Source organism: Sinomonas flava (assembly GCF_039531875.1).
Lineage (GTDB): Bacteria > Actinomycetota > Actinomycetes > Actinomycetales > Micrococcaceae > Sinomonas > Sinomonas flava.
The window spans coordinates 179,608-197,583 of the sequence record NZ_BAAAQW010000002.1; the positions used below are offsets into that span (position 1 = coordinate 179,608).

Annotated in this window: 17 protein-coding genes and 8 tRNA genes; 5 read left to right on the top strand and 20 right to left on the bottom strand. The window is 70.6% G+C overall.

From position 1 onward, the window contains the following. Positions 1-29: 29 nt before the first annotated feature. The gene (locus ABD298_RS01655) at positions 30-641 is read left to right on the top strand and encodes a hypothetical protein (RefSeq protein WP_344297864.1); all 612 of its coding nucleotides are present in this window, start codon (positions 30-32) and stop codon (positions 639-641) included. 36 nt (positions 642-677) lie between these two features. Here the strand turns inward: ABD298_RS01655 and ABD298_RS01660 are convergent, their stop codons facing one another. From ABD298_RS01660 to ABD298_RS01700, 9 genes are all read right to left on the bottom strand, one after another. Then, positions 678-2,837, bottom strand: a complete 2,160-nt coding sequence (locus tag ABD298_RS01660; RefSeq protein ID WP_344297866.1) for a 3-hydroxyacyl-CoA dehydrogenase NAD-binding domain-containing protein — start codon at positions 2,835-2,837, stop codon at positions 678-680. Beyond that, the gene (locus ABD298_RS01665; RefSeq protein ID WP_344297868.1) at positions 2,838-4,055 is read right to left on the bottom strand and encodes a thiolase family protein; all 1,218 of its coding nucleotides are present in this window, start codon (positions 4,053-4,055) and stop codon (positions 2,838-2,840) included. A gap of 45 nt (positions 4,056-4,100) precedes the next feature. After that, positions 4,101-5,504 (bottom strand): HRDC domain-containing protein, encoded by a 1,404-nt coding sequence (locus tag ABD298_RS01670; protein WP_344297870.1) that lies wholly within the window; start codon positions 5,502-5,504, stop codon positions 4,101-4,103. A 43-nt stretch (positions 5,505-5,547) separates the two neighbouring features. Continuing rightward, a complete protein-coding gene (locus ABD298_RS01675) occupies positions 5,548-6,132 on the bottom strand; it encodes a DUF3000 domain-containing protein (RefSeq protein ID WP_344297873.1) in 585 nt (194 codons plus the stop codon). An 85-nt stretch (positions 6,133-6,217) separates the two neighbouring features. Continuing rightward, positions 6,218-7,303, bottom strand: coding sequence for a threonine aldolase family protein (locus ABD298_RS01680; protein WP_344298155.1), 1,086 nt, complete (start codon positions 7,301-7,303; stop codon positions 6,218-6,220). 84 nt (positions 7,304-7,387) lie between these two features. Beyond that, positions 7,388-8,161 (bottom strand): SDR family NAD(P)-dependent oxidoreductase, encoded by a 774-nt coding sequence (locus ABD298_RS01685; RefSeq protein ID WP_344297875.1) that lies wholly within the window; start codon positions 8,159-8,161, stop codon positions 7,388-7,390. Then, a complete protein-coding gene (locus ABD298_RS01690; protein ID WP_344297877.1) occupies positions 8,158-9,552 on the bottom strand; it encodes a DUF6421 family protein in 1,395 nt (464 codons plus the stop codon). The genes ABD298_RS01685 and ABD298_RS01690 overlap by 4 nt, the downstream gene beginning before the upstream one ends. Positions 9,553-9,737: 185 nt before the next feature. Further along, positions 9,738-10,181 (bottom strand): peptide-methionine (R)-S-oxide reductase MsrB, encoded by a 444-nt coding sequence (msrB, locus tag ABD298_RS01695; RefSeq protein WP_344297879.1) that lies wholly within the window; start codon positions 10,179-10,181, stop codon positions 9,738-9,740. A gap of 14 nt (positions 10,182-10,195) precedes the next feature. Beyond that, on the bottom strand, positions 10,196-10,687 hold the full coding sequence (locus tag ABD298_RS01700; protein WP_344297881.1) for a hypothetical protein: 492 nt from the start codon (positions 10,685-10,687) through the stop codon (positions 10,196-10,198). Positions 10,688-10,722: 35 nt separating this feature from the next. Between ABD298_RS01700 and ABD298_RS01705 the strand changes: the two genes are divergently transcribed. Further along, complete coding sequence (locus ABD298_RS01705; protein WP_344297883.1) at positions 10,723-12,000, top strand: alpha/beta hydrolase family protein; 1,278 nt, start codon at positions 10,723-10,725, stop codon at positions 11,998-12,000. A 45-nt stretch (positions 12,001-12,045) separates the two neighbouring features. Here ABD298_RS01705 and ybaK read toward each other — a convergent pair whose 3' ends face one another. The 3 genes from ybaK to ABD298_RS01720 all read right to left on the bottom strand — a co-directional run bounded on the left by ybaK (position 12,046) and on the right by ABD298_RS01720 (position 14,067). Further along, positions 12,046-12,585, bottom strand: a complete 540-nt coding sequence (gene ybaK, locus ABD298_RS01710) for a Cys-tRNA(Pro) deacylase (protein ID WP_344297885.1) — start codon at positions 12,583-12,585, stop codon at positions 12,046-12,048. 1 nt (position 12,586) lies between these two features. After that, complete coding sequence (locus tag ABD298_RS01715; protein WP_344297887.1) at positions 12,587-13,060, bottom strand: SufE family protein; 474 nt, start codon at positions 13,058-13,060, stop codon at positions 12,587-12,589. Between the two features lie 92 nt (positions 13,061-13,152). Continuing rightward, entirely contained in the window at positions 13,153-14,067 is a 915-nt protein-coding gene (locus ABD298_RS01720; protein WP_344297889.1) for a sulfurtransferase, read from the bottom strand. A gap of 276 nt (positions 14,068-14,343) precedes the next feature. Between ABD298_RS01720 and zapE the strand changes: the two genes are divergently transcribed. Continuing rightward, positions 14,344-15,378: a cell division protein ZapE gene (zapE, locus tag ABD298_RS01725; protein ID WP_344297891.1), complete on the top strand. Its 1,035-nt coding sequence runs from the start codon at positions 14,344-14,346 to the stop codon at positions 15,376-15,378. Between the two features lie 98 nt (positions 15,379-15,476). Here the strand turns inward: zapE and ABD298_RS01730 are convergent, their stop codons facing one another. From ABD298_RS01730 to ABD298_RS01765, 8 genes are all read right to left on the bottom strand, one after another. Next, on the bottom strand, positions 15,477-15,707 hold the full coding sequence (locus ABD298_RS01730) for an antitoxin (protein WP_344297893.1): 231 nt from the start codon (positions 15,705-15,707) through the stop codon (positions 15,477-15,479). A 145-nt stretch (positions 15,708-15,852) separates the two neighbouring features. Beyond that, positions 15,853-15,924, bottom strand: a tRNA-Val gene (locus tag ABD298_RS01735). 32 nt (positions 15,925-15,956) lie between these two features. Next, positions 15,957-16,029: transfer RNA gene (locus ABD298_RS01740), tRNA-Gly, on the bottom strand. A 22-nt stretch (positions 16,030-16,051) separates the two neighbouring features. Then, positions 16,052-16,123 (bottom strand) — tRNA-Val (locus ABD298_RS01745). A gap of 32 nt (positions 16,124-16,155) precedes the next feature. After that, positions 16,156-16,228: transfer RNA gene (locus tag ABD298_RS01750), tRNA-Gly, on the bottom strand. Between the two features lie 22 nt (positions 16,229-16,250). Continuing rightward, positions 16,251-16,322, bottom strand: a tRNA-Val gene (locus ABD298_RS01755). A 32-nt stretch (positions 16,323-16,354) separates the two neighbouring features. After that, positions 16,355-16,425, bottom strand: a tRNA-Cys gene (locus ABD298_RS01760). A 38-nt stretch (positions 16,426-16,463) separates the two neighbouring features. Beyond that, positions 16,464-16,536 (bottom strand) — tRNA-Gly (locus ABD298_RS01765). Positions 16,537-16,852: 316 nt separating this feature from the next. Here ABD298_RS01765 and ABD298_RS01770 point away from each other — a divergent pair. Both ABD298_RS01770 and ABD298_RS01775 read left to right on the top strand, forming a co-directional pair. Continuing rightward, positions 16,853-16,924 (top strand) — tRNA-Val (locus tag ABD298_RS01770). A 97-nt stretch (positions 16,925-17,021) separates the two neighbouring features. After that, positions 17,022-17,960, top strand: coding sequence for a cytochrome (locus ABD298_RS01775; RefSeq protein ID WP_344297895.1), 939 nt, complete (start codon positions 17,022-17,024; stop codon positions 17,958-17,960). Positions 17,961-17,976 lie beyond the last annotated feature (16 nt).

The following is a 17,976-nucleotide window of genomic DNA, read 5'->3' on the forward strand; positions in this document are numbered from 1 at the left end:
AGCGGGGCGGGAGTGCCAGAGGAGGATGCGTGCACGCGGCGTGGGAGCGTTGGGACAGCTTCTGGGTGGCAGGTGTCCGGCGTGGCGCGGTGTTCCGGGCGTTCGACGGCGGCCTCCTCACCACGCGCGTCGCGTTCCAGGATGCCACCGGAACCCCCTTCGCCTCGGAATCGCTCGTGCGCCTCACGGAGGACGGGGAGACGTGGCGGGCGTACCGCTACCGCCAGGAGCCGGGTGGGCTCGGCGAGGGTGTGCGCCGCGACGAGTCCGGCCTGGGCGTCGATACGCTGCCGGCAAGTGGCGAGTACCTCCTCGTCGCCCGGTTCGCGGCCTCCTCACGCGGCATGGCGACATACCTCCGCGTCGACGAGGCCTGCCCCGAGGCAGCACCCGCTCCCGCGCAGCTGCGCCGCGGCCGCGCCGAGCCCGTGGACCTGCCGGATGGACGCAGCGTCCGCGCCGAGCGGCTCGACGTCACCGCTGGCGGGATGCGCGTGGCCACCTACTGGGCGGACGACGGCGGGGTCGTGCGGACCGCCTCTGCCGGCACCCTGGCCTTCGCCTGCCCGGGGGACAGAGAAGCCCTCGCGGGGATCGCGCCGCGACTGGGCGCGTTCCTCCGCGAGGGCTTCGGGGGCTGATCCGCCTCCGCCCGGACAAGCCGGGCGAGCCGCGTCTCAGATCGCCGGGTGGAACCGCTTCCCGTTGATGCGCTCCGACGCGCCGACCCGGTCCAGGTAGGGCGTGATCCCGCCCAGGTGCATGGGCCACCCGGCCCCCAGGATCATGCACAGGTCCACGTCCTCCGGGCCGGCCACCACGCCCTCGGCGAGCATGAGGCCGATCTCCTCGGCGAGCGCGTCCTGGCAGCGGGTGAGGACCTGCTCGGCCGTGGACGGTGTGCTGCCGACGTCCAGGAGGGCGAGCGTCGACTCAGGGACCTCCCGCCCGCCGTCGGCCGCCGGAGCCCAGAGGCCCTTGACGCCTGCGTCGATGAGCGCCTGCTGGTTCGCCGAGACATGGAAGCGGTCGCCGAAGGCTGCGTGCAGGGACTCGGCCACGTGCTGCGCGACGGGCAGCCCGACCATCTCGGCGAGCGTGAAGGGAGTCATGGGCAGGCCCATCGGGGCCAGGGCGCCATCCGCGACGTCGGCGGGCGTGCCCTCGTCGAACGCCGCCGTGACCTCGCCCATGAGGCGCAGCAGCACCCGGTTCACGACGAAGGCCGGGGCGTCCTTGACGAGCACGGCGGTCTTCTTCAGGCCCTTGGCCAGGGCGAACGCGGTGGCCAGCACCGCGTCGTCGGTCTGCGGGGCGCGCACAACCTCGATGAGCGGCATGACGGCGACCGGGTTGAAGAAGTGGAATCCGACCACGCGCTCGGGGTGGGCCAGATCCTGCGCTATCGCCGTGACGGAGAGCGAGGACGTGTTGGTGGCGAGGATGCATTCCGGCTTGACCACCGCCTCCACTTCGGCGAGCACCTGCTTCTTGACCGCGAGTTCCTCGAACACGGCCTCGATGACGAAGTCCGCGTCGGCGAACTCGGCCTTCGACACTGAGCCGGTGACCAGCGCCTTGGTGCGGTTGGCGGCGTCGGCGGAGATCCGGCCCTTGGCGACCAGCCTGTCCACCTCGGCGTGGACGTGCCCCACGCCCCTGTCGACCCGGGCCTGGTCGACGTCGGTCATCACGACGGGGACCTTCAGCTGCCGCGCGAACACGAGGGCAAGCTGGCCGGCCATGAGTCCCGCTCCGACGACCCCGACCTTGGCCACGGGCCGTGCGAGCTTCGCCTCCGGCGCCCCAGCGGGCCGCTTGGCGCGCTTCTGGACGAGGTCGAGGAAGGCGTACACGGTGTCGCGGAACTGTGGGGACTGCATGAGCCCGGTGAGTGCGGCGACTTCGAGCTCGGCGGATTCCTCCTGCGTGGCGTGCGCCCCCGCCTCGAACACCTCGAGCACCTTGCCGGGGGCCGGAGCGGCATCCGATGTCTTCGCGCTGACGACGGCGCGTGCGGCCTTCGCAGCCTCGGCCCACCGCTGCGCTGCGGCAGCGTCCTCACGGGGTTCGACTGCGTGCGGCCGATCCACAGCGGTGCCGCCGGAGAGCACCGAGGCGGCCCACACGAGGGAACGCTCGAGGAAGTCGGCCGGCTCGAAGAGGGCGTCGGCGATCCCGAGCGCGAACGCCTCTGTGCCGCGGAGGGTGCGGTTGTTGTTCAGCGGGTTCTCGATCATCACCCTGAGCCCGGCCTCGGGTCCCGTGAGCCGGGGGAGGCGCCATACTCCGCCCCAGCCCGGGATGAGTCCGATGAACGCCTCCGGCAGCCCGATGCCCTGGGCGCCCGCGGAGACTGTGCGGTACGTGCACGCGAGCGCGATCTCGAGGCCGCCGCCGAGGGCGACTCCGTTGATGAAGGCGAAGGTCGGCACGCCGACTCCGTCCGCGAGGAGGTCATAGGCGGCATGGCCGAGGCGTGCCATCTGCTCTCCCGCCGCGGGATCGCGCAGGGTCTTGACCGTGGTCAGGTCGGCGCCGGCGACGAGGAAGTACGGCTTGCCCGTGACCGCTACGGCGTGGATCTCTCCCGCCGCCGCCCGCGCTCGCAGCCCTTCCAGGGTCCGGCCGAGCTCGATGAGCGTGTTGGGGCCGAGCGTCGTCGGCCTAGTGTGGTCGAGGCCGTTGTCGAGCGTGATCAGCGCGATCCGGACGGTGCCGCCGTCCGTGTGCACCTCGACGTCCTTCACGAGCGAGTGGGTGACCACTTCGTCGGGCACCTGGGCGGCGAGCCCTGCAAAGGCGTCGAACCGCGAGGTGGGGGTGGTGGCGCTCATTCACTCGCCCTTCCGGTAGTCGGGGTGGTGGGGGTTCTCCCAGATGACGGTGCCGCCCATGCCGAGGCCGATGCACATCGTGGTCATGCCGTAGCGGACGCTCGGGTCCTCGGCGAACTGGCGGGCGAGCTGGGTCATGAGGCGCACGCCTGAGGATGCGAGCGGGTGGCCGACGGCGATCGCGCCGCCGTAGCGGTTGACGCGCGGGTCGTCGTCGGCGATCCCGAAGTGGTCCAGGAAGCTCAGGACCTGGACGGCGAAGGCCTCGTTGATCTCGAACAGGCCGATGTCCTCGATTGCCAGACCGGCCTTGGTGAGGGCCTTCTCGGTCGCCGGAACCGGGCCGATGCCCATGACCTCCGGCTCGACGCCCGCGAAGGCGAAGGCGACGAGGCGCATCTTCGGCTCGAGTCCGAGTTCTTCGGCGGTCTCCGCCGACGTGAGCAGGCACGCTGTCGCACCGTCGTTGAGGCCCGCGGCGTTGCCCGCGGTGACCCTGCCATGCGGACGGAACGGGGTCCGCAGCCCGGCGAGGTCCTCGAGCGTGGTGCCCGGCCGCGGCGGCTCGTCCGTGGTCGCGAGGCCGAACCCCTCGCCGGGCCGGTGCGTGGCGACGGGGACCAGATCCGGCTGGATCTTCCCGGCCCCGTACGCCGACGCGAGCTTGGCCTGGGAGGCGACGGCGTAGGCGTCCGCGCGCTCCCTGGTGATGGCCGGGAAGCGGTCGTGGAGGTTCTCGGCCGTGTTGCCCATGTTCAGCGCTGCGGGGTCCACGAGCCTCTCGGACATGAAGCGCGGGTTGGGGTCGGCCCCCGCACCCATCGGGTGGCTGCCCATGTGCTCGACGCCGCCGGCGATCACGACGTCGTACGCGCCCACCCCGATGCCGCTCGCCGTCGTCGTCACGGCCGTCATGGCACCGGCGCACATGCGGTCGACGGCGAAGCCGGGGACGCTGCGGGGAAGGCCCGCGAGGAGTGCGGCAGTGCGCCCGATCGTGAGCCCTTGGTCTCCGGTCTGGGTGGTGGCCGCGATGGAGACCTCGTCCACGCGCTCGGCCGGCAGCGACGGGTTGCGGCGCAGCAGCTCGCGGATGGTCTTGACGACGAGGTCGTCGGCGCGGGTGCCGTGGTAGATCCCCTTCTCGCCGGCCCTGCCGAAGGGGGTGCGGACGCCGTCGACGAAGACGACATCCCTGATGTGACGTGTGGTACTCATACCGCCAATGTTACTGACCGGTAACATCTGTGGCAATGGGGTCGGTCAGTCCTCGACGGCATCCTTCCTGGCCTTCGCGGCGAGCGGTTCGGGGTGTTCGAAGGCGTCGAGGATGAGCGGGGCAACGTGCTTGATCTGCCACTCACGCGCCCCCAGTCCCCGAAGCGCATCGGTCAGCGACTCCATGGTCAGCGGCTCCGGGGGGCGCCACGCGACACGTCGCAGGTGGTCCGGCGTCAGGAGGTTCTCGGTGGGCATGTGCAGCGCGTCGGCGGCCGCCGCGACGCGCGGGCGGGCGGTCTTGAACCGCGCCGCCGCCTCGGGGTCCCGCTCGTCCCAGACCCGCGGCGGGGGCGGTGCGGAGCTGGGAACATGCAGCGGAGGGAGCTCTTCGAGGCGACGCGCTGCGGCGATGGCGCGCAGCCACCGGGGCGCCTCGCGCTGGGCGGCGCGCCCATGGAAGCCCTTGGTGGTCAGCAGCTGGGGGACGGTGGTCGGCATGGCACGCGCCACCGCGACGAGCGCCGAGTCGGGGATGAGCTTGCCGGGGGCGATGTCACGCTTCGCCGCGAGGGCGTCGCGCTCGAGCCACAGCTCGCGGACGGCGGCGAGCTGGCGCCGGTCACGGATCTGGTGGACCCCCGAGGTGCGGCGCCAGGGGTCCTGCTTCGGCTCCGGGACGCCCGCCGCCAGGATGGCTGCGAACTCCTCCTCGGCGAAGCCGAGCTTGCCCTCGCCTTCGAGCAGCTCGATCAGCTCCTCACGCAGCTCGACCAGGACCTCGACATCGAGCGCCGCATACCGCAGCCACGGCTCGGGGAGCGGACGCGTCGACCAGTCGGCGGCCGAGTGCTCCTTGGCGAGGCCGAACCCCAGCATCTGCTCGACAACGGCGGCGAGCCCCACGCGCGGGAGACCCGCGAGCCGGGCCGCGAGCTCGGTGTCGAAGAGCCTGTCGGGCCACATCCCCAGCTCGGCGAGGCATGGAAGGTCCTGGGTGGAGGCGTGGATGATCCATTCGACGCCGCGCAGGGCCTCGTTGATGATCTTCAGGTCCTCGAAGGGCTCCGGGTCGATGAGCCACGTGCCCGCGCCCTCGCGGCGGATCTGGACGAGGAAGGCCCGCTGCCCGTAGCGGAATCCCGAGGCGCGTTCGGCGTCGACGCCAGCGGGTCCCGTTCCGGCAGCAATCGCCCGGGCTGCACGCGTGAGCCCCTCCTCGGTGGAGATGACGAGCGGGACACCGTCCCGCGGCGCGTCGAGGTCGACGACAGCGGGGACCGGCACCTCGAAGCCCTCGACGGCGATGTGCGCGGCTCGTCGGACCACGGACGCCGCGGGAACGTCGGACCCGGCCTCGGCGAGCGCCGCATCGGACCGCCGCCCTGACGCTGCTGTGGGAGCGTCGTCGTCCTTCGGGTGGGGAGCGTCTTGGGGCTGAGCGGTCATGGTGACGTCAGTGTACCGCCGGTGCAGGCGGGGCCGGCGGCGCTCACGGCTTCTCCGCTGGGCGGGGACGGCGCCAGTGAAGCGCTGCGACACCCGGCGGGAGAGGCGGCACGCCTGCGAAGCTGCAGACCATGTCGCACCATGCCTCGAGGTGGTCCTTCATCTGCGGGCCGGCGGGAGTCCACGATGCCCTGAGCTCGATGTCGATCGCGTCGCTGCGCCCGGCGAGGGTCCCGAAGGATTCCGAGAGCACGCGTGTCGCGGTCCCGCCCGCGGCCGCATAGTCGGCGTGGTGCTTCTCGAGCGACTCCACGAGCCATGTCCAGGCGACGGAGCCCAGCAGGGCGTCGTTCCCCATCTCGGGCTCGAGCTGGGCGCGGATGTAGGTGACGATCCGGAACGTGCCCTCCCAGACCGCGGGCGGCTCGGGGTCGTGCAGGAGGATGAACCTGCCAGTCGCCAGTTCCTCGTCGTCGTCGCGCACCTCGGCCTCGAGGGCCACGGCGTACGGGGCCAGACGGGCCGGAGCCGGAATCTCCTTGAGCCCCAGCTCGCGCCGGTTCGACGCGCTGCGGAGTGAGCGCAGGGCGCTGACGAAATCCGCAGGCAGGTGTGCTAGTGCGGTCACCTCACCAGCGTACGCTCGGGCCCCGTGGCCCCTCTGGAGCGGCACGCCGGTCCAGAGGGGCCGAGCGCCGCCGTCCGGCGCAGTGTCACCGCCCCAGTTCCGCCCGCAGCGCCTCCGCGAACCGGTCGACATCCTCGGGGGTCGTGTCGAAGGAGCACATCCAGCGGACCTCGCGGCGGGAGGCGTTCCAGTCGTAGAAGCGGAACTTCTCCCGCACGCGGTCAGCCACGCCCTCGGGCAGGATCGCAAAGACCCCGTTGGACTCGGTGGGCTGGGTGAGCTCGACGCCGTCGAGGCCTTCGACGGCCGAGCGGAGGCGGGCGGCCATCGCGTTGGCGTGTGCCGCCGAGCGCAGCCAGAGGTCGTCCTCGAGCAGGGCGAGGAACTGGGCCGAGACGAAGCGCATCTTGGAGGCGAGCTGCATGTCCATCTTGCGCAGGTACGTGAGTCCGCGCGCTGCCTCGGGGTTGAGGGCGACGACGCATTCGCCGAACAGCATGCCGTTCTTCGTCCCTCCGAAGGAGAGGACGTCGACCCCTGCGCCCGAGGTGAATTCGCGCACCGGCACTCCGAGGGCGGCCGCCGCGTTCGCGAGCCGGGCACCGTCCATGTGCACGCTCATGCCGCGGGCGTGGGCGTGCTCGGTGATCGCCCGGACCTCTTCCACCGAGTAGCGGGTCCCGAGCTCGGTGGTCTGGGTGATCGAGACGGCGAGCGGCTGTGCACGGTGCTCGTCGCCCCAGCCCCAGGCCTCCCGGTCGATGAGTCCAGGGGTGAGCTTGCCGTCCGACGCCGGGACGGCAAGGAGCTTGATCCCGCCCACACGCTCCGGTGCGCCGTTCTCGTCCACGTTGATGTGGGCGGTCGTCGCGCACACCACGGCGCCCCAGCGCGGGAGCAGCGACTGGAGGGAGACGACGTTCGCGCCGGTGCCGTTGAACACCGGGTACGCTTCGGCCGCCTCTCCGAACAGGCCCTTGACGGCCTCCTGGAGCCTCGCGGTGTAGTCGTCCTCGCCGTACGCGACTTGGTGGCCGCCGTTCGCGGCGGCAAGCGCGGCGAGCACCTCGGGGTGCACTCCGGAGTAGTTGTCCGACGCGAAGCCGCGCACGTCCGGATCGTGGAGCGGCCACCCGGACGGGGCGGCGGGAAGCGGCACCGAGGCGGGCATGGTCGGAGCAGGGGAGTCAGTCACAGTCACAGTATGCCTAAGGGTTTCGGTGTCTACAGGGGGTCTCGGGGAGCCGCGGACGGCTCAGGCCGTGAGGTCGAGGCGCGCGCCGTTGACGGCGGCGGCGTCGTCGGCGAACAGCTCGACGGCGCGCGCTGCGAGCGCGTCCACATGGGTGTAGCCGGCGAAGCTCCGCTCGGGGCTATTGGCGCGCATCCCCTCGTCGAGCAGGGCCTTGACGGCCAGGACGACGGCGGCGCTCGTCTGGGGGAGCGGCCCCTCCTTCCGCGCGGACTGCACGGCGGCGAGCCCCTGGGCCATGGCCCGCGTCCAGGCCTCGGCAGCGGCCTTGGCCGCCTGGTAGTTCGCGTTGGCCGCGCTGGGGCGCGCGAGCGTGGTCGTGGAGACCATGGCGAAGCGTCCGCGCGGCGAGGCCGCGATGGCATCGAAGAAGGCGCGCGAGGTGTTCCGCAGGGTCGTGATGGCGCCCCGTGCCAGGAAGTCCCAGTCGGCGTCGTCCTGGTCCGCGAGGGTGCCGCCTCCGCGCCACCCGCCGACGAGGTGGATGACACCGTCCACCGCCCCGAACCGGGCGCTGACGTCCGCGGAGAGCCGCTGGACGGCTGCGAAGTCGGCGAGGTCGCACGCGAACTGGGGAACTCCGGCGTCGTGCGCGGGGTCCCCAAACACTTCGGCGAGGTGGCCCGTCCTGCTGCCCACGGCGATCGCGGTCGCGCCGGCGGCGCGCAGGGCGCGCACGGCCGCCACCCCCGAGGCCGCGGTGGCCCCGGCGACGACGACCACCGCACCCTGCGCGCCGGCGGACTGCGCCTGCGGAGCCTGGCTGTCCGTGCTCACGCGGCCGCCGGGGGCAGGGCGGTCTCTCCGGTGATCCCGGCAGTCGACTCGATGACGGTGCGCATCTTCTTCTCCAGGGCCTCGTAGAACATCGACAGCGGGAACTCGTCGTCGAGGACCTGGTCCGTGAGCTCGCGTGCGGTGCCCGTCAGGGGCAGGGCGTCGGGGCCCTTGGCCCACACGGAGGCCGGGTGCGGCGTCACGGTGCCCGAGACGAGCTCGTACGCTGCGAGCCAGTGTGCCACCTTCGGCCGGTCGATGGAACGCCAGTAGAGCTCATCGATGGCGTCGCCGAGGGCGCTCACGACGTCGGGCACCTCCGCCCAGTCGATCGTGAGCTTGGTGTCGGTCCAGTTCAGGACGCGGTGCTGGTGCATCCACGCGAAGAGCAGCTGGCCGCCGAGGCCGTCATAGTTGCGCACGCGGCCGCCCGTGATGGCGAACCGGAAGATCCGGTCGAAGACCACGGCATACTGCACGAGCTTCGCGTGCTTCCGGGCTGCCGGGTCTGCGGCGCCGTCACGCTCGATCCTGACGCACTCCCGGAAGGCGGTGAGGTCGCAGCGGAGCTCCTCGAGCGAGTAGAGGAAGAACGGCATGCGCTGCTTGATCATGAACGGGTCGAACGGGAGGTCGCCGCGCATGTGCGTGCGATCATGAATGAGATCCCACATGACGAAAGTCTCCTGCGCGAGCCCCTGGTCCGCGATGAGCTCGGCGGCCTCATCGGGCAGGTCGAGGTTCGTGATCCGCGCCGCGGCATCGAGGACCCGGCGGAACCGGGCGGCCTCGCGGTCCGCGAAGATCGCCCCCCAGGTGAACGTCGGGACCTCGCGCATCGCCACGGTCTCCGGGAACAGCACCGCGGAGTTCGTCGCGTAGCCCGGCGTGAAGTCGAGGAAGCGGATCGGCACGAACAGCCTGTTGCTGTACTCGCCGGCCTCGAGCTCCGCGATGAAGTCGGGCCAGACGACCTCCACCAGGACGGCCTCGACGAAGCGGTTCCTGCTGCCGTTCTGGGTGTACATCGGGAAGACGACGAGGTGCTGGCGGCCGTCCGCCCTCTCCAGCTGCGGCTGGAAGGCGACGAGCGAGTCCAGGAAGTCCGGCACCCCGAAGCCGCCCGCGGACCACGCGCGGAAGTCGGCTGCGAGCAGGCGGAGGTACTCGGCGTCGTGCGGGAAGCGTGGTGAAAGTGCCTCGACGCCGGCCACGATCGGCTCCACAAGCGCTGCCGCGCGTTCCCGGCTGTTCTCCGGGACCGAACCGTCCTGCGCCTGGAGGCCCTGGAGCTCGATGGCCGCATTCTTGAGGGAGAGCCACGCGGGATCGTTCTGGACTGGGGCATGGGGAGCGGACGCGCTGGGAGTCGCGACGGCGATGGCGGACATGTCACTCTCGCTTTCTTGTGCTGGTGAGTCGAGCGTAGCGAGAGGGCGGATGCGCTGGGCCTCGGGGGAGCCGAGCATCAGGAAGTCTTGGTCTCGGGCCTGTGCGAAGGCCCAGCGGCGGGCCGCGCGCTGGTCCTCACCAGGCGTGGCCCGCCGCAGAGGGGCAGGATTCTGACGCGGAGCCGTCAGCCCTCGTCGGGGACGAGCGTCAGGGAGATCGAATTGATGCAGTACCGCTGGTCGGTGGGCGTCGCGTAGCCCTCACCCTCGAACACGTGGCCGAGGTGCGAGTCGCAGGTGGCGCATCGGACCTCAATCCGCTCCATGCCGAGGGTCCTGTCGTGCAGGTACACGACCGCGTCCTCGGCGAGCGGCGCCCAGAACGAGGGCCAGCCGCAGTGCGAGTCGAACTTCTCACGGCTGGTGAAGAGCTCGGCGCCGCAGGCCCGGCACCGGTAGGAGCCCTGGGTATGGGTGTCCCAGTACTCGCCGGTGAAGGCGCGTTCCGTCCCGGCCTGCCGGAGAACCTGGTACTCCTCGGGGCTCAGCTGGGCACGCCACTCGGCGTCCGACTTGCGGACCTTCTCGCGGGCCGGATCGGGGGAGGGTGTTGTCGGGGTGGTGTCCATGCTCAGAACAACGTTCAGGAGTCCCCGATGAATCCCGTTCCCGCGTACAGGTGCAGGACCGGGATGCCGAGCCTGCGCTGGGCCTGGTTCGCCCAGTCGGTGTGGAACGTGTCCTCGATGGCGTGGGGGAGCGTCACCACCACGGCCTGCTCTGCCGCCGTGGCGGAGGCGCGGTCGGCGAGGGCCTGTACCGGGTCCCCCTCGATGATGCTCCCCGAGACGTCCGTTCCGAGTCCTTCGAGGGCGGCGAGGGACGTGGCGAGTGCCGTCTGGGCGAGCGCGCGCGCCGACTCGGGGCCTGGCCCCTTGTCCGTGAGGCCGCCGACGGCCTTGCCGAACTCGAGCATCGAGAGGTGGTCGAGGAAGTCGACCACGAGGCGGCGCTTGCGGCCGGCAGGGACAAGGATCTCGAGACGGGCGACGCCGTTCTCGAGGAGGCCCTCGACCGCCTTGCGCTCGCTGGGGCCCAGTGCCACTTCGGTCAGGATGAGGATCGGCGCGCTCATGCACACAGACTAGCCGCACGCGACACAATGAGAGCATGCCTCACCGTGATCGTCCCGCGAAGGCGGGCGCCGCCCGCTCGGGCCGCCCCGCGCCGTCGTCCGCCGCCGAGCCGCTCCCGCGCACGTTCTGGGCAGCCGCGGGCGCCGGCGCCGCGCTCCTGGCCGCCTCGGCGGCCGCCGCATCCAGCTCGGCCCTCGCCGCGTACTTCGCGCGCCGGATCGTGACCCCGGAACGGGTCAAGGCGGAGGACCAGGAGGTCCTCGCCGTCCAGGGGGAGGGGGAGTCGCGCCGGGTGATACTCCGCGCCACGGCGGAGACGACGGTCGACGGCGAGTACAGCCTCTTCTTCGACCGCGGCGCCGGGCACGTCCGCCTGGGGCATCTCGAGGACTACGCCCCCGAGGAGTCCACCGTGACCAGACCGGTGCTCGCCGAGTACTCGGGCGACCTCACGAAGGCGGTCCGCGCGCGCTGGAGCGGCTTCGTGTACAGCTCGCCGGCGGACCTCGGGCTCGACTTCCGCGACATCGAGCTCCCCCTCGACGTGGGCGCCGCACCGGCGTGGCTCGTCCCGGCCAGCCACCCTTCGCCCACATGGGCGATCATGGTCCACGGACGGGGAGCGACGCGCGGCGAATGCCTCCGCGCGCTCCCCACGGCGCAGGAACTCGGGCTGACGAGCCTCGTCATGTCCTACCGCAACGACGGTGAGGCCCCCTCGACCCCCGATGGCCGCTACGGGCTCGGGATGACCGAGTGGCGCGACGTCGAGGTCGCCATCCAGTACGCGCTCGACGCCGGTGCCCGCGACGTGGTGCTCTTCGGATGGTCCATGGGAGGCGCCATCGCCCTCCGGGCCGCCGACTCCTCGACGCTGAGGGAGAACGTGCGGGCCCTGGTGCTCGACGCGCCGGTGGTGGACTGGGTGCATGTCCTGGCGTTCCAGGCCAAGCTCAACCGCATCCCCTCACGGGTGGGGCGGTTCGGCCAGGTGCTCCTCGGCCATCCGTGGGGACGTCGGCTCACTGGGCTCGCGGCACCTCTGGACTTCAAGGCAATGGACTGGGTGACGCGGGCCGTCGAGCTGCGGACGCCGACCCTCGTGCTGCACAGCGTCGACGACGACTTCGTGCCCGTAGCCCCCTCGCTCGAGCTTGCGAAGCGGAACCCGGAGATGGTCACTCTGGAGACGTTCCGGCACGCCCGGCACACGAAGGAGTGGAACGTGGACCCCGAACGATGGGAACGGGCGGTGCGCACGTGGCTCAGGGAGCAGCTCGCGCCGCGGCGGGCGCCCGGAGGCACCGTCTGACATGCCGTTGATGCACCGCCGACGCGTCAGGTCACGCCTGCGCCGTCAGCCCATGCTGCGGACCGTGGCGACAACCGCGCCCGTGAGCCTGACGAGATCATCGGGGGCGAGTTCGATGTCGAAGCCCCGCCGGCCGCCGGACACGAGCACGGTGGCATGCTCGAGGGCCGAGTCGTCGATGACGGTCGGGCAGGGCTGGCGCTGCCCCAGGGGCGAGATCCCGCCCACGACGTACCCCGTGCGCCGTTCGGCGGCGGCGGAGTCGGCCATCGCCGCCTTCTTCCCCCCGAGGGCTGCGGCGGCCGCCTTCAGGTCCAGGCTGCCGGAGACGGGCACGACGGCGACGCAGAGCCGGCTCCCGCTGCCTGCGGTCACCTCAACCATCAGCGTCTTGAACACCCGCCCGGGCTCCACCCCGAGGGCATCGGCCGCCTCGAGGCCGTAGCTGCCCGCCGACGGGTCGTGGTCGTAAGTGCGGGCCGTGTACGGGATACCGGCAGCATCGAGGGCTGTCGTGGCCGGCGTGGCGGGACCGTGGTGCGCGGGTCCGTCCGCCTCCTGCGCCTTCTTGGACTTCCTGCCCACGTCAGACGCCGATCGGGCACTCCCCGCGGACCTTGCGCTTGATCCGGGCGAGCATGGCCGACATCCCGCGCATGCGCAGCGGTGTCACCGCGCGCGTGAGGCCGAGCTCCTCCGGCATGTCGTCGGGGACTGCGAGGATCTCCGCGGCCGTGAGTCCATCGAGGCCTTCGTGCAGCACTGAAGCGAAGCCGCGTGTGGTCGGAGCCTCCGCAGGGGCCGAGAAGAACAGCCGGACGACCGGCCCGGCCGCCTGGGCGGTCCCTTCGGCGGGCGCCTCCGTCTCGATCGCGATGAAGAGCGGCGACTGGCACTCGACCACCTGCTCGAGCATCTCGGGGTGGTCCTTGAGCCGGTCCGGCAGGTCGGGGAGCGACCGGGAGAATTCGAGCAGCAGCTGCAGCCGCTCGCGCTCGTCCACGGCCTGGAAGTCTTCGACGATCTCCGCCAGTGCAGCGGGCATGGTGTTCGTGCTCATCCCCTCAAGGGTACGCGCAAGACCCCGCCGCACGGCGCGTGTTCGCCGTGGGCGGGGCCCAGTGTGACGTCGGGTTGCAGCAGCGCCGCGGTTCAGGGCAGCGGCCACGTGCCTCGCTCTTCCCCCTTCACAATCGGAACCCGCACCGCGTTTCCCCACTCGGTCCACGAGCCGTCGTAGTTGCGGACGGTGTCGAAGCCCAGAAGGTACTTCAGTGCGAACCACGTGTGGCTCGAACGCTCGCCGATGCGGCAGTACGCCACCACGTCGTCGCCCGGCGTGAGGCCCGCCTCGCCGAGGTAGAGCGCCTCGAGCTCTTCGCGGGACCTGTACGTGCCGTCCTCGGCGGCGGCGCGCGCCCATGGGATCGACGCCGCGGTCGGGATGTGGCCCCCGCGCAGCGCGCCCTCCTCAGGGTAGGCCGGCATGTGGGTGCGCTTGCCGGTGTACTCGTCGGGGGAGCGCACATCGATGAGCGGCTTGCCCAGGTGCGCCAGGACGTCGTCCTTGAACGCGCGGATCGGTGCGTCGTTGCGCTCGACCACGGGGTAGTCGCCCTCGACCGGGGTCGGCACCTCCGTCGTCAGCTCGCGGCCCTCGGCGATCCACTTGTCCCGGCCGCCGTCGAGGAGGCGAACGTCCTCGTGGCCGAACAGCGTGAACACCCAGAGGGCGTAGGCGGCCCACCAGTTCGACTTGTCGCCGTAGATCACAACGGTCGTGTCGCGGGAGATGCCCTTGGAGGCAAGCAGCTTCGCGAAGGCGGGGCCGTCGACATAGTCGCGGGCAACCTCATCGTTCAGGTCGGTGTGCCAGTCGATCTTGACGGCACCGGGGATGTGGCCCGTCTCGTAGAGGAGCACGTCCTCGTCGGACTCCACGACGACCAGCTTGCCGTCGCCGACAGCGCCGGAGGCGATCTGCTCGGCAAGCCACTCGGTGGACACGAGACGCTCGGGGTGGGCATAGGCAGCGAACTTCTCGCTGCTGTCGACGGGGTAGCTCATGGTGTGCCTTTCGCTCGGCTGAGCCAGGGCGCGGGGGCAGCCGGGATGCCCGGGAAGTCCTCGCTCCTGAGTGGTCGAATCAAGCCTAGCCAGCGTTCCCTGTGCGCGCTCGCGCCCGCCGTCGGACCTGTCACGGTGCGCAACATGGAGGCACCTTGCGGCGAGGGGCGAAGGGCCAAACGTGTGCGGTCTCCCACATACCGCCCTCCGCGGCCGGACCGGAACGATATCCTTGTCCCTGCCCCTTCTGAGAGCCCACCCCCTGGACGGAAATCCTTGGCGACTGTCGCACACCTCACCACCCGCACGCCCAGAGTCTCCGTCGAGGAGCTCTTGAAGGGATTCCATCCGTCTCCGCGCTTCGGGGAAGTGTCCTTCGACAGCTACCGTCCGGATCCGGCACAGCCGTCGCAGGCCGCCGCGGTCAGGGCACTCCAGAGCTTCGGCAGCACGATCGGAGCGTCCAACGGAAGCTTCCTCTCCAGGATATTCGGCTCCAAGCCAACCTCCCGTGCCGGCATCTACCTCGATGGCGGGTTCGGCGTCGGCAAGACACACCTCCTCGCATCGCTCTGGCACGCTGCGCCCGGGCCCAAGGCCTTCGGGACGTTCGTCGAGTACACGAACCTCGTCGGCGCGCTCTCGTTCCGCAAGACCGTTGACGCGCTCAGCTCGTACAGGCTCGTCTGCATCGACGAGTTCGAACTCGACGACCCGGGGGACACAGTGCTCATGTCCCGCCTCATGCGCGAGCTCGCCGACGCCGGGGTCAAGCTTGCTGCCACGTCCAATACGCTGCCCGGCGCGCTCGGCGAGGGCCGCTTCGCCGCCGTCGACTTCCAGCGCGAGATCCAGGTGCTCGCCGACCAGTTCGACGTCGTCCGCATCGATGGGGAGGACTACCGCCACCGCGGGCTCCCGGCCGCGCCCCAGCCGATTCCCACCCATGAGCTCGACTCCCGGATGAATGCCGAGTTCGACGGCGGAGTGGTCGCCGTCGACGACTTCGCGGATCTCATGAAGCACCTTGCGGGTGTCCACCCGAGCCGGTACCGACAGCTGATCGACGGGATCGACGGCGTGGTGTGGAAGGACGTCCACACCATCGAGTCCCAGGCCGTGGCCCTCCGGTTCGTCGTGCTCGCGGACCGGCTCTACGACAAGGACGTCCCGATCCTGGCCTCCGGCGTGCCATTCGACGAGCTCTTCACGCCGGACATGATGGGCGGGGGGTACATGAAGAAGTACTTCCGGGCGGTGTCCCGCCTGACCGCGCTGGCGCGTGAGGGCCAGACGCACGAGCCGTCCTGACAGGACGGGCGAGCCGCGGGGCCTAGGCGCCTGGAAACGCCGAGTGCCGGTCCCGCCTCGCGGCGGTACCGGCACTCAGTGACGAAACGAAGGGAAGCTCAGGCCTGGTGTGCGGGAGCCTCGGAGGGCTCGGAAGGGGCATCTTCCCTGTCCAAGCCGTCGACGTAATCGGAGGCGGACTGCTGGACCCCGTCGACCTGTCCGGAGAACTTGCCACCGGTCTTCTCGTCGATGAAGTCGCCGACCTTCTCGATGCCGCCCTTGACGGCTTCGGCGTTGCCGCTGATCAGTTCCTCAGCTTTGCCCTTGACGTCGTCGAGAAATGACACGGCCACCTCCTTTCACTCCGCGGGGCCAGATTCGCCCCTGCTGGAATCGATGGTAGCCAGCCCGGGAGGCCAAACCAACCCGCTCGGGGCCGGTTGCGCTGAGAGCGTACGGGCACAAAAAAGCGGCGCAGTGCGCCGCTCGACGTGGGCGATACTGGGATCGAACCAGTGACCTCTTCCGTGTCAGGGAAGCGCGCTACCGCTGCGCCAATCGCCCGTGTTCTGTTGTGTCTCGTTTACCAGGGAGAGAGCGGACGACGAGACTCGAACTCGCGACATCCACCTTGGCAAGGTGGTGCTCTACCAACTGAGCTACGTCCGCAGGGGGAGCCTGGGCTCCTCCGTGGGCGATACTGGGATCGAACCAGTGACCTCTTCCGTGTCAGGGAAGCGCGCTACCGCTGCGCCAATCGCCCGTGTTCTGTTGTGTCCCCTTTAACAGGGAGAGAGCGGACGACGAGACTCGAACTCGCGACATCCACCTTGGCAAGGTGGTGCTCTACCAACTGAGCTACGTCCGCAGGGGGAGCCTGGGCTCCTCCGTGGGCGATACTGGGATCGAACCAGTGACCTCTTCCGTGTCAGGGAAGCGCGCTACCGCTGCGCCAATCGCCCTCACTCCCGTCAGGGAGCCAGTATGACCACCGAGGTGGGGACGGGATTCGAACCCGCGTATACGGCTTTGCAGGCCGCTGCCTCGCCTCTCGGCCACCCCACCGTGTTGGCATCACGAGGATGCTTCGACAGTGTCCTGCGAGCGGACGACGAGACTCGAACTCGCGACATCCACCTTGGCAAGGTGGTGCTCTACCAACTGAGCTACGTCCGCGGGGGTGATCCACGGCCTCGGGCCATCACGGCCCCTGATCAGGGGTCGTTCGAGGCCTTGAGGCGCGCTTCAACGAGTAACGACTCTATAGGACGGCAGGCCAATGCACAAATCCGTCCCGGCCGCCTCGCGCGGGGTGCGCGTCCTCTTCTACCCGGGCTTCACCCCGGCGGATTCTGCCGGTGGTGGCCTGCCGGCCTCGACGGTATGGGCGCGTCCGCCCTGCGCTCGACGGGATTTGGCGGTGCGGGTCTCTCTGGGCTAGAGTCGTAGAGCGCCGCAGGGGCCAGGGTCATCCCGGTCCGCGAGGCAGCACGGGCGATTGGCGCAGTGGTAGCGCGCTTCGTTCACACCGAAGAGGTCACTGGTTCGAACCCAGTATCGCCCACACTTCAGGACCCCTGGACGCGAGTCCGGGGGTCCTTCTCGTATCACGACGGCGGGTGGGCGGCACGAGTGTCGGACCGCTGTGAAAGGGTGCCACCATGACAGCTCCGCAGCTCGCAGTAGCCTCGCCCGATGGGTTCGGACGCATGTACCGGAGGTCGTTCAGCACGCCGCCGACCGTCCCTTCCATCACCACCGTGATCGCCCAGCAGCCTGTCGAGCTCGATGGCTGGCGCAGCTACATGGCGGCGAAGCACATCGCGGACCACCCCGAGCTCAGGAATGTCCTCGACAACCCGGCAAAGATGCGCGCGCTCGTGCGCACGGCCGTCGACGCCTCAGAGTCCTACACCCGCTCCGCCGCCGAACGGGGGGACCGGGTCCACACCTTCGCCGAGCAGCTCGGACTCGAGGCACTTGGTCGCCCCAACACCCTGCGGGAGGCCCGGGAGACCCTCCACGAGCACGGCGAGGAGGGGTTCGCGGCGAGTGTGGAGAAGTGGTGGGCCGACTTCGGCGTCGAGCCCATCGCCACTGAGCTCACCGTCTGGAACCACACCCTGGGGTACGCGGGCACCCTCGACCTCGTGGCGCGGATCAATGGGCGCATCTGCCTCGTCGACTACAAGACGAAGGGCACGACGCGGGACGGCCGCGTCAAGATGCCAGACGAGAAGGTTGCCATGCAGCTCGTGGCAGGCATGAAGGCCGAGGAAAGCCTGGTCGACCCGGAGGCGGGATCCTGGGACCCCTGGGCGTATGGGGAGGACCCCCTCCTCATCGCCGTCGCGGTCGGCGAGACGGAGGCCGCCGCGGTCAGGGTGAACCCCGAGGTCAGGCGGGAGCACTGGCTCACCTTCTGCCACCTGCGGCGGGTCTGGGCCGCGCGTGTGGATGTCTCGGCCGCCGGCCGCACCCTCCTGCCGCTGCCGCCACCGCCGCCGGCACGGGTCGCCACGCCCGCGCCAGCCGAGGCCGGGGCCGAGGCCGAGGCCGAGGCTCGTGAGCAGATCCTCGCGCACACCCCCGGCGCCTAGACTGGACAGGCGTCTC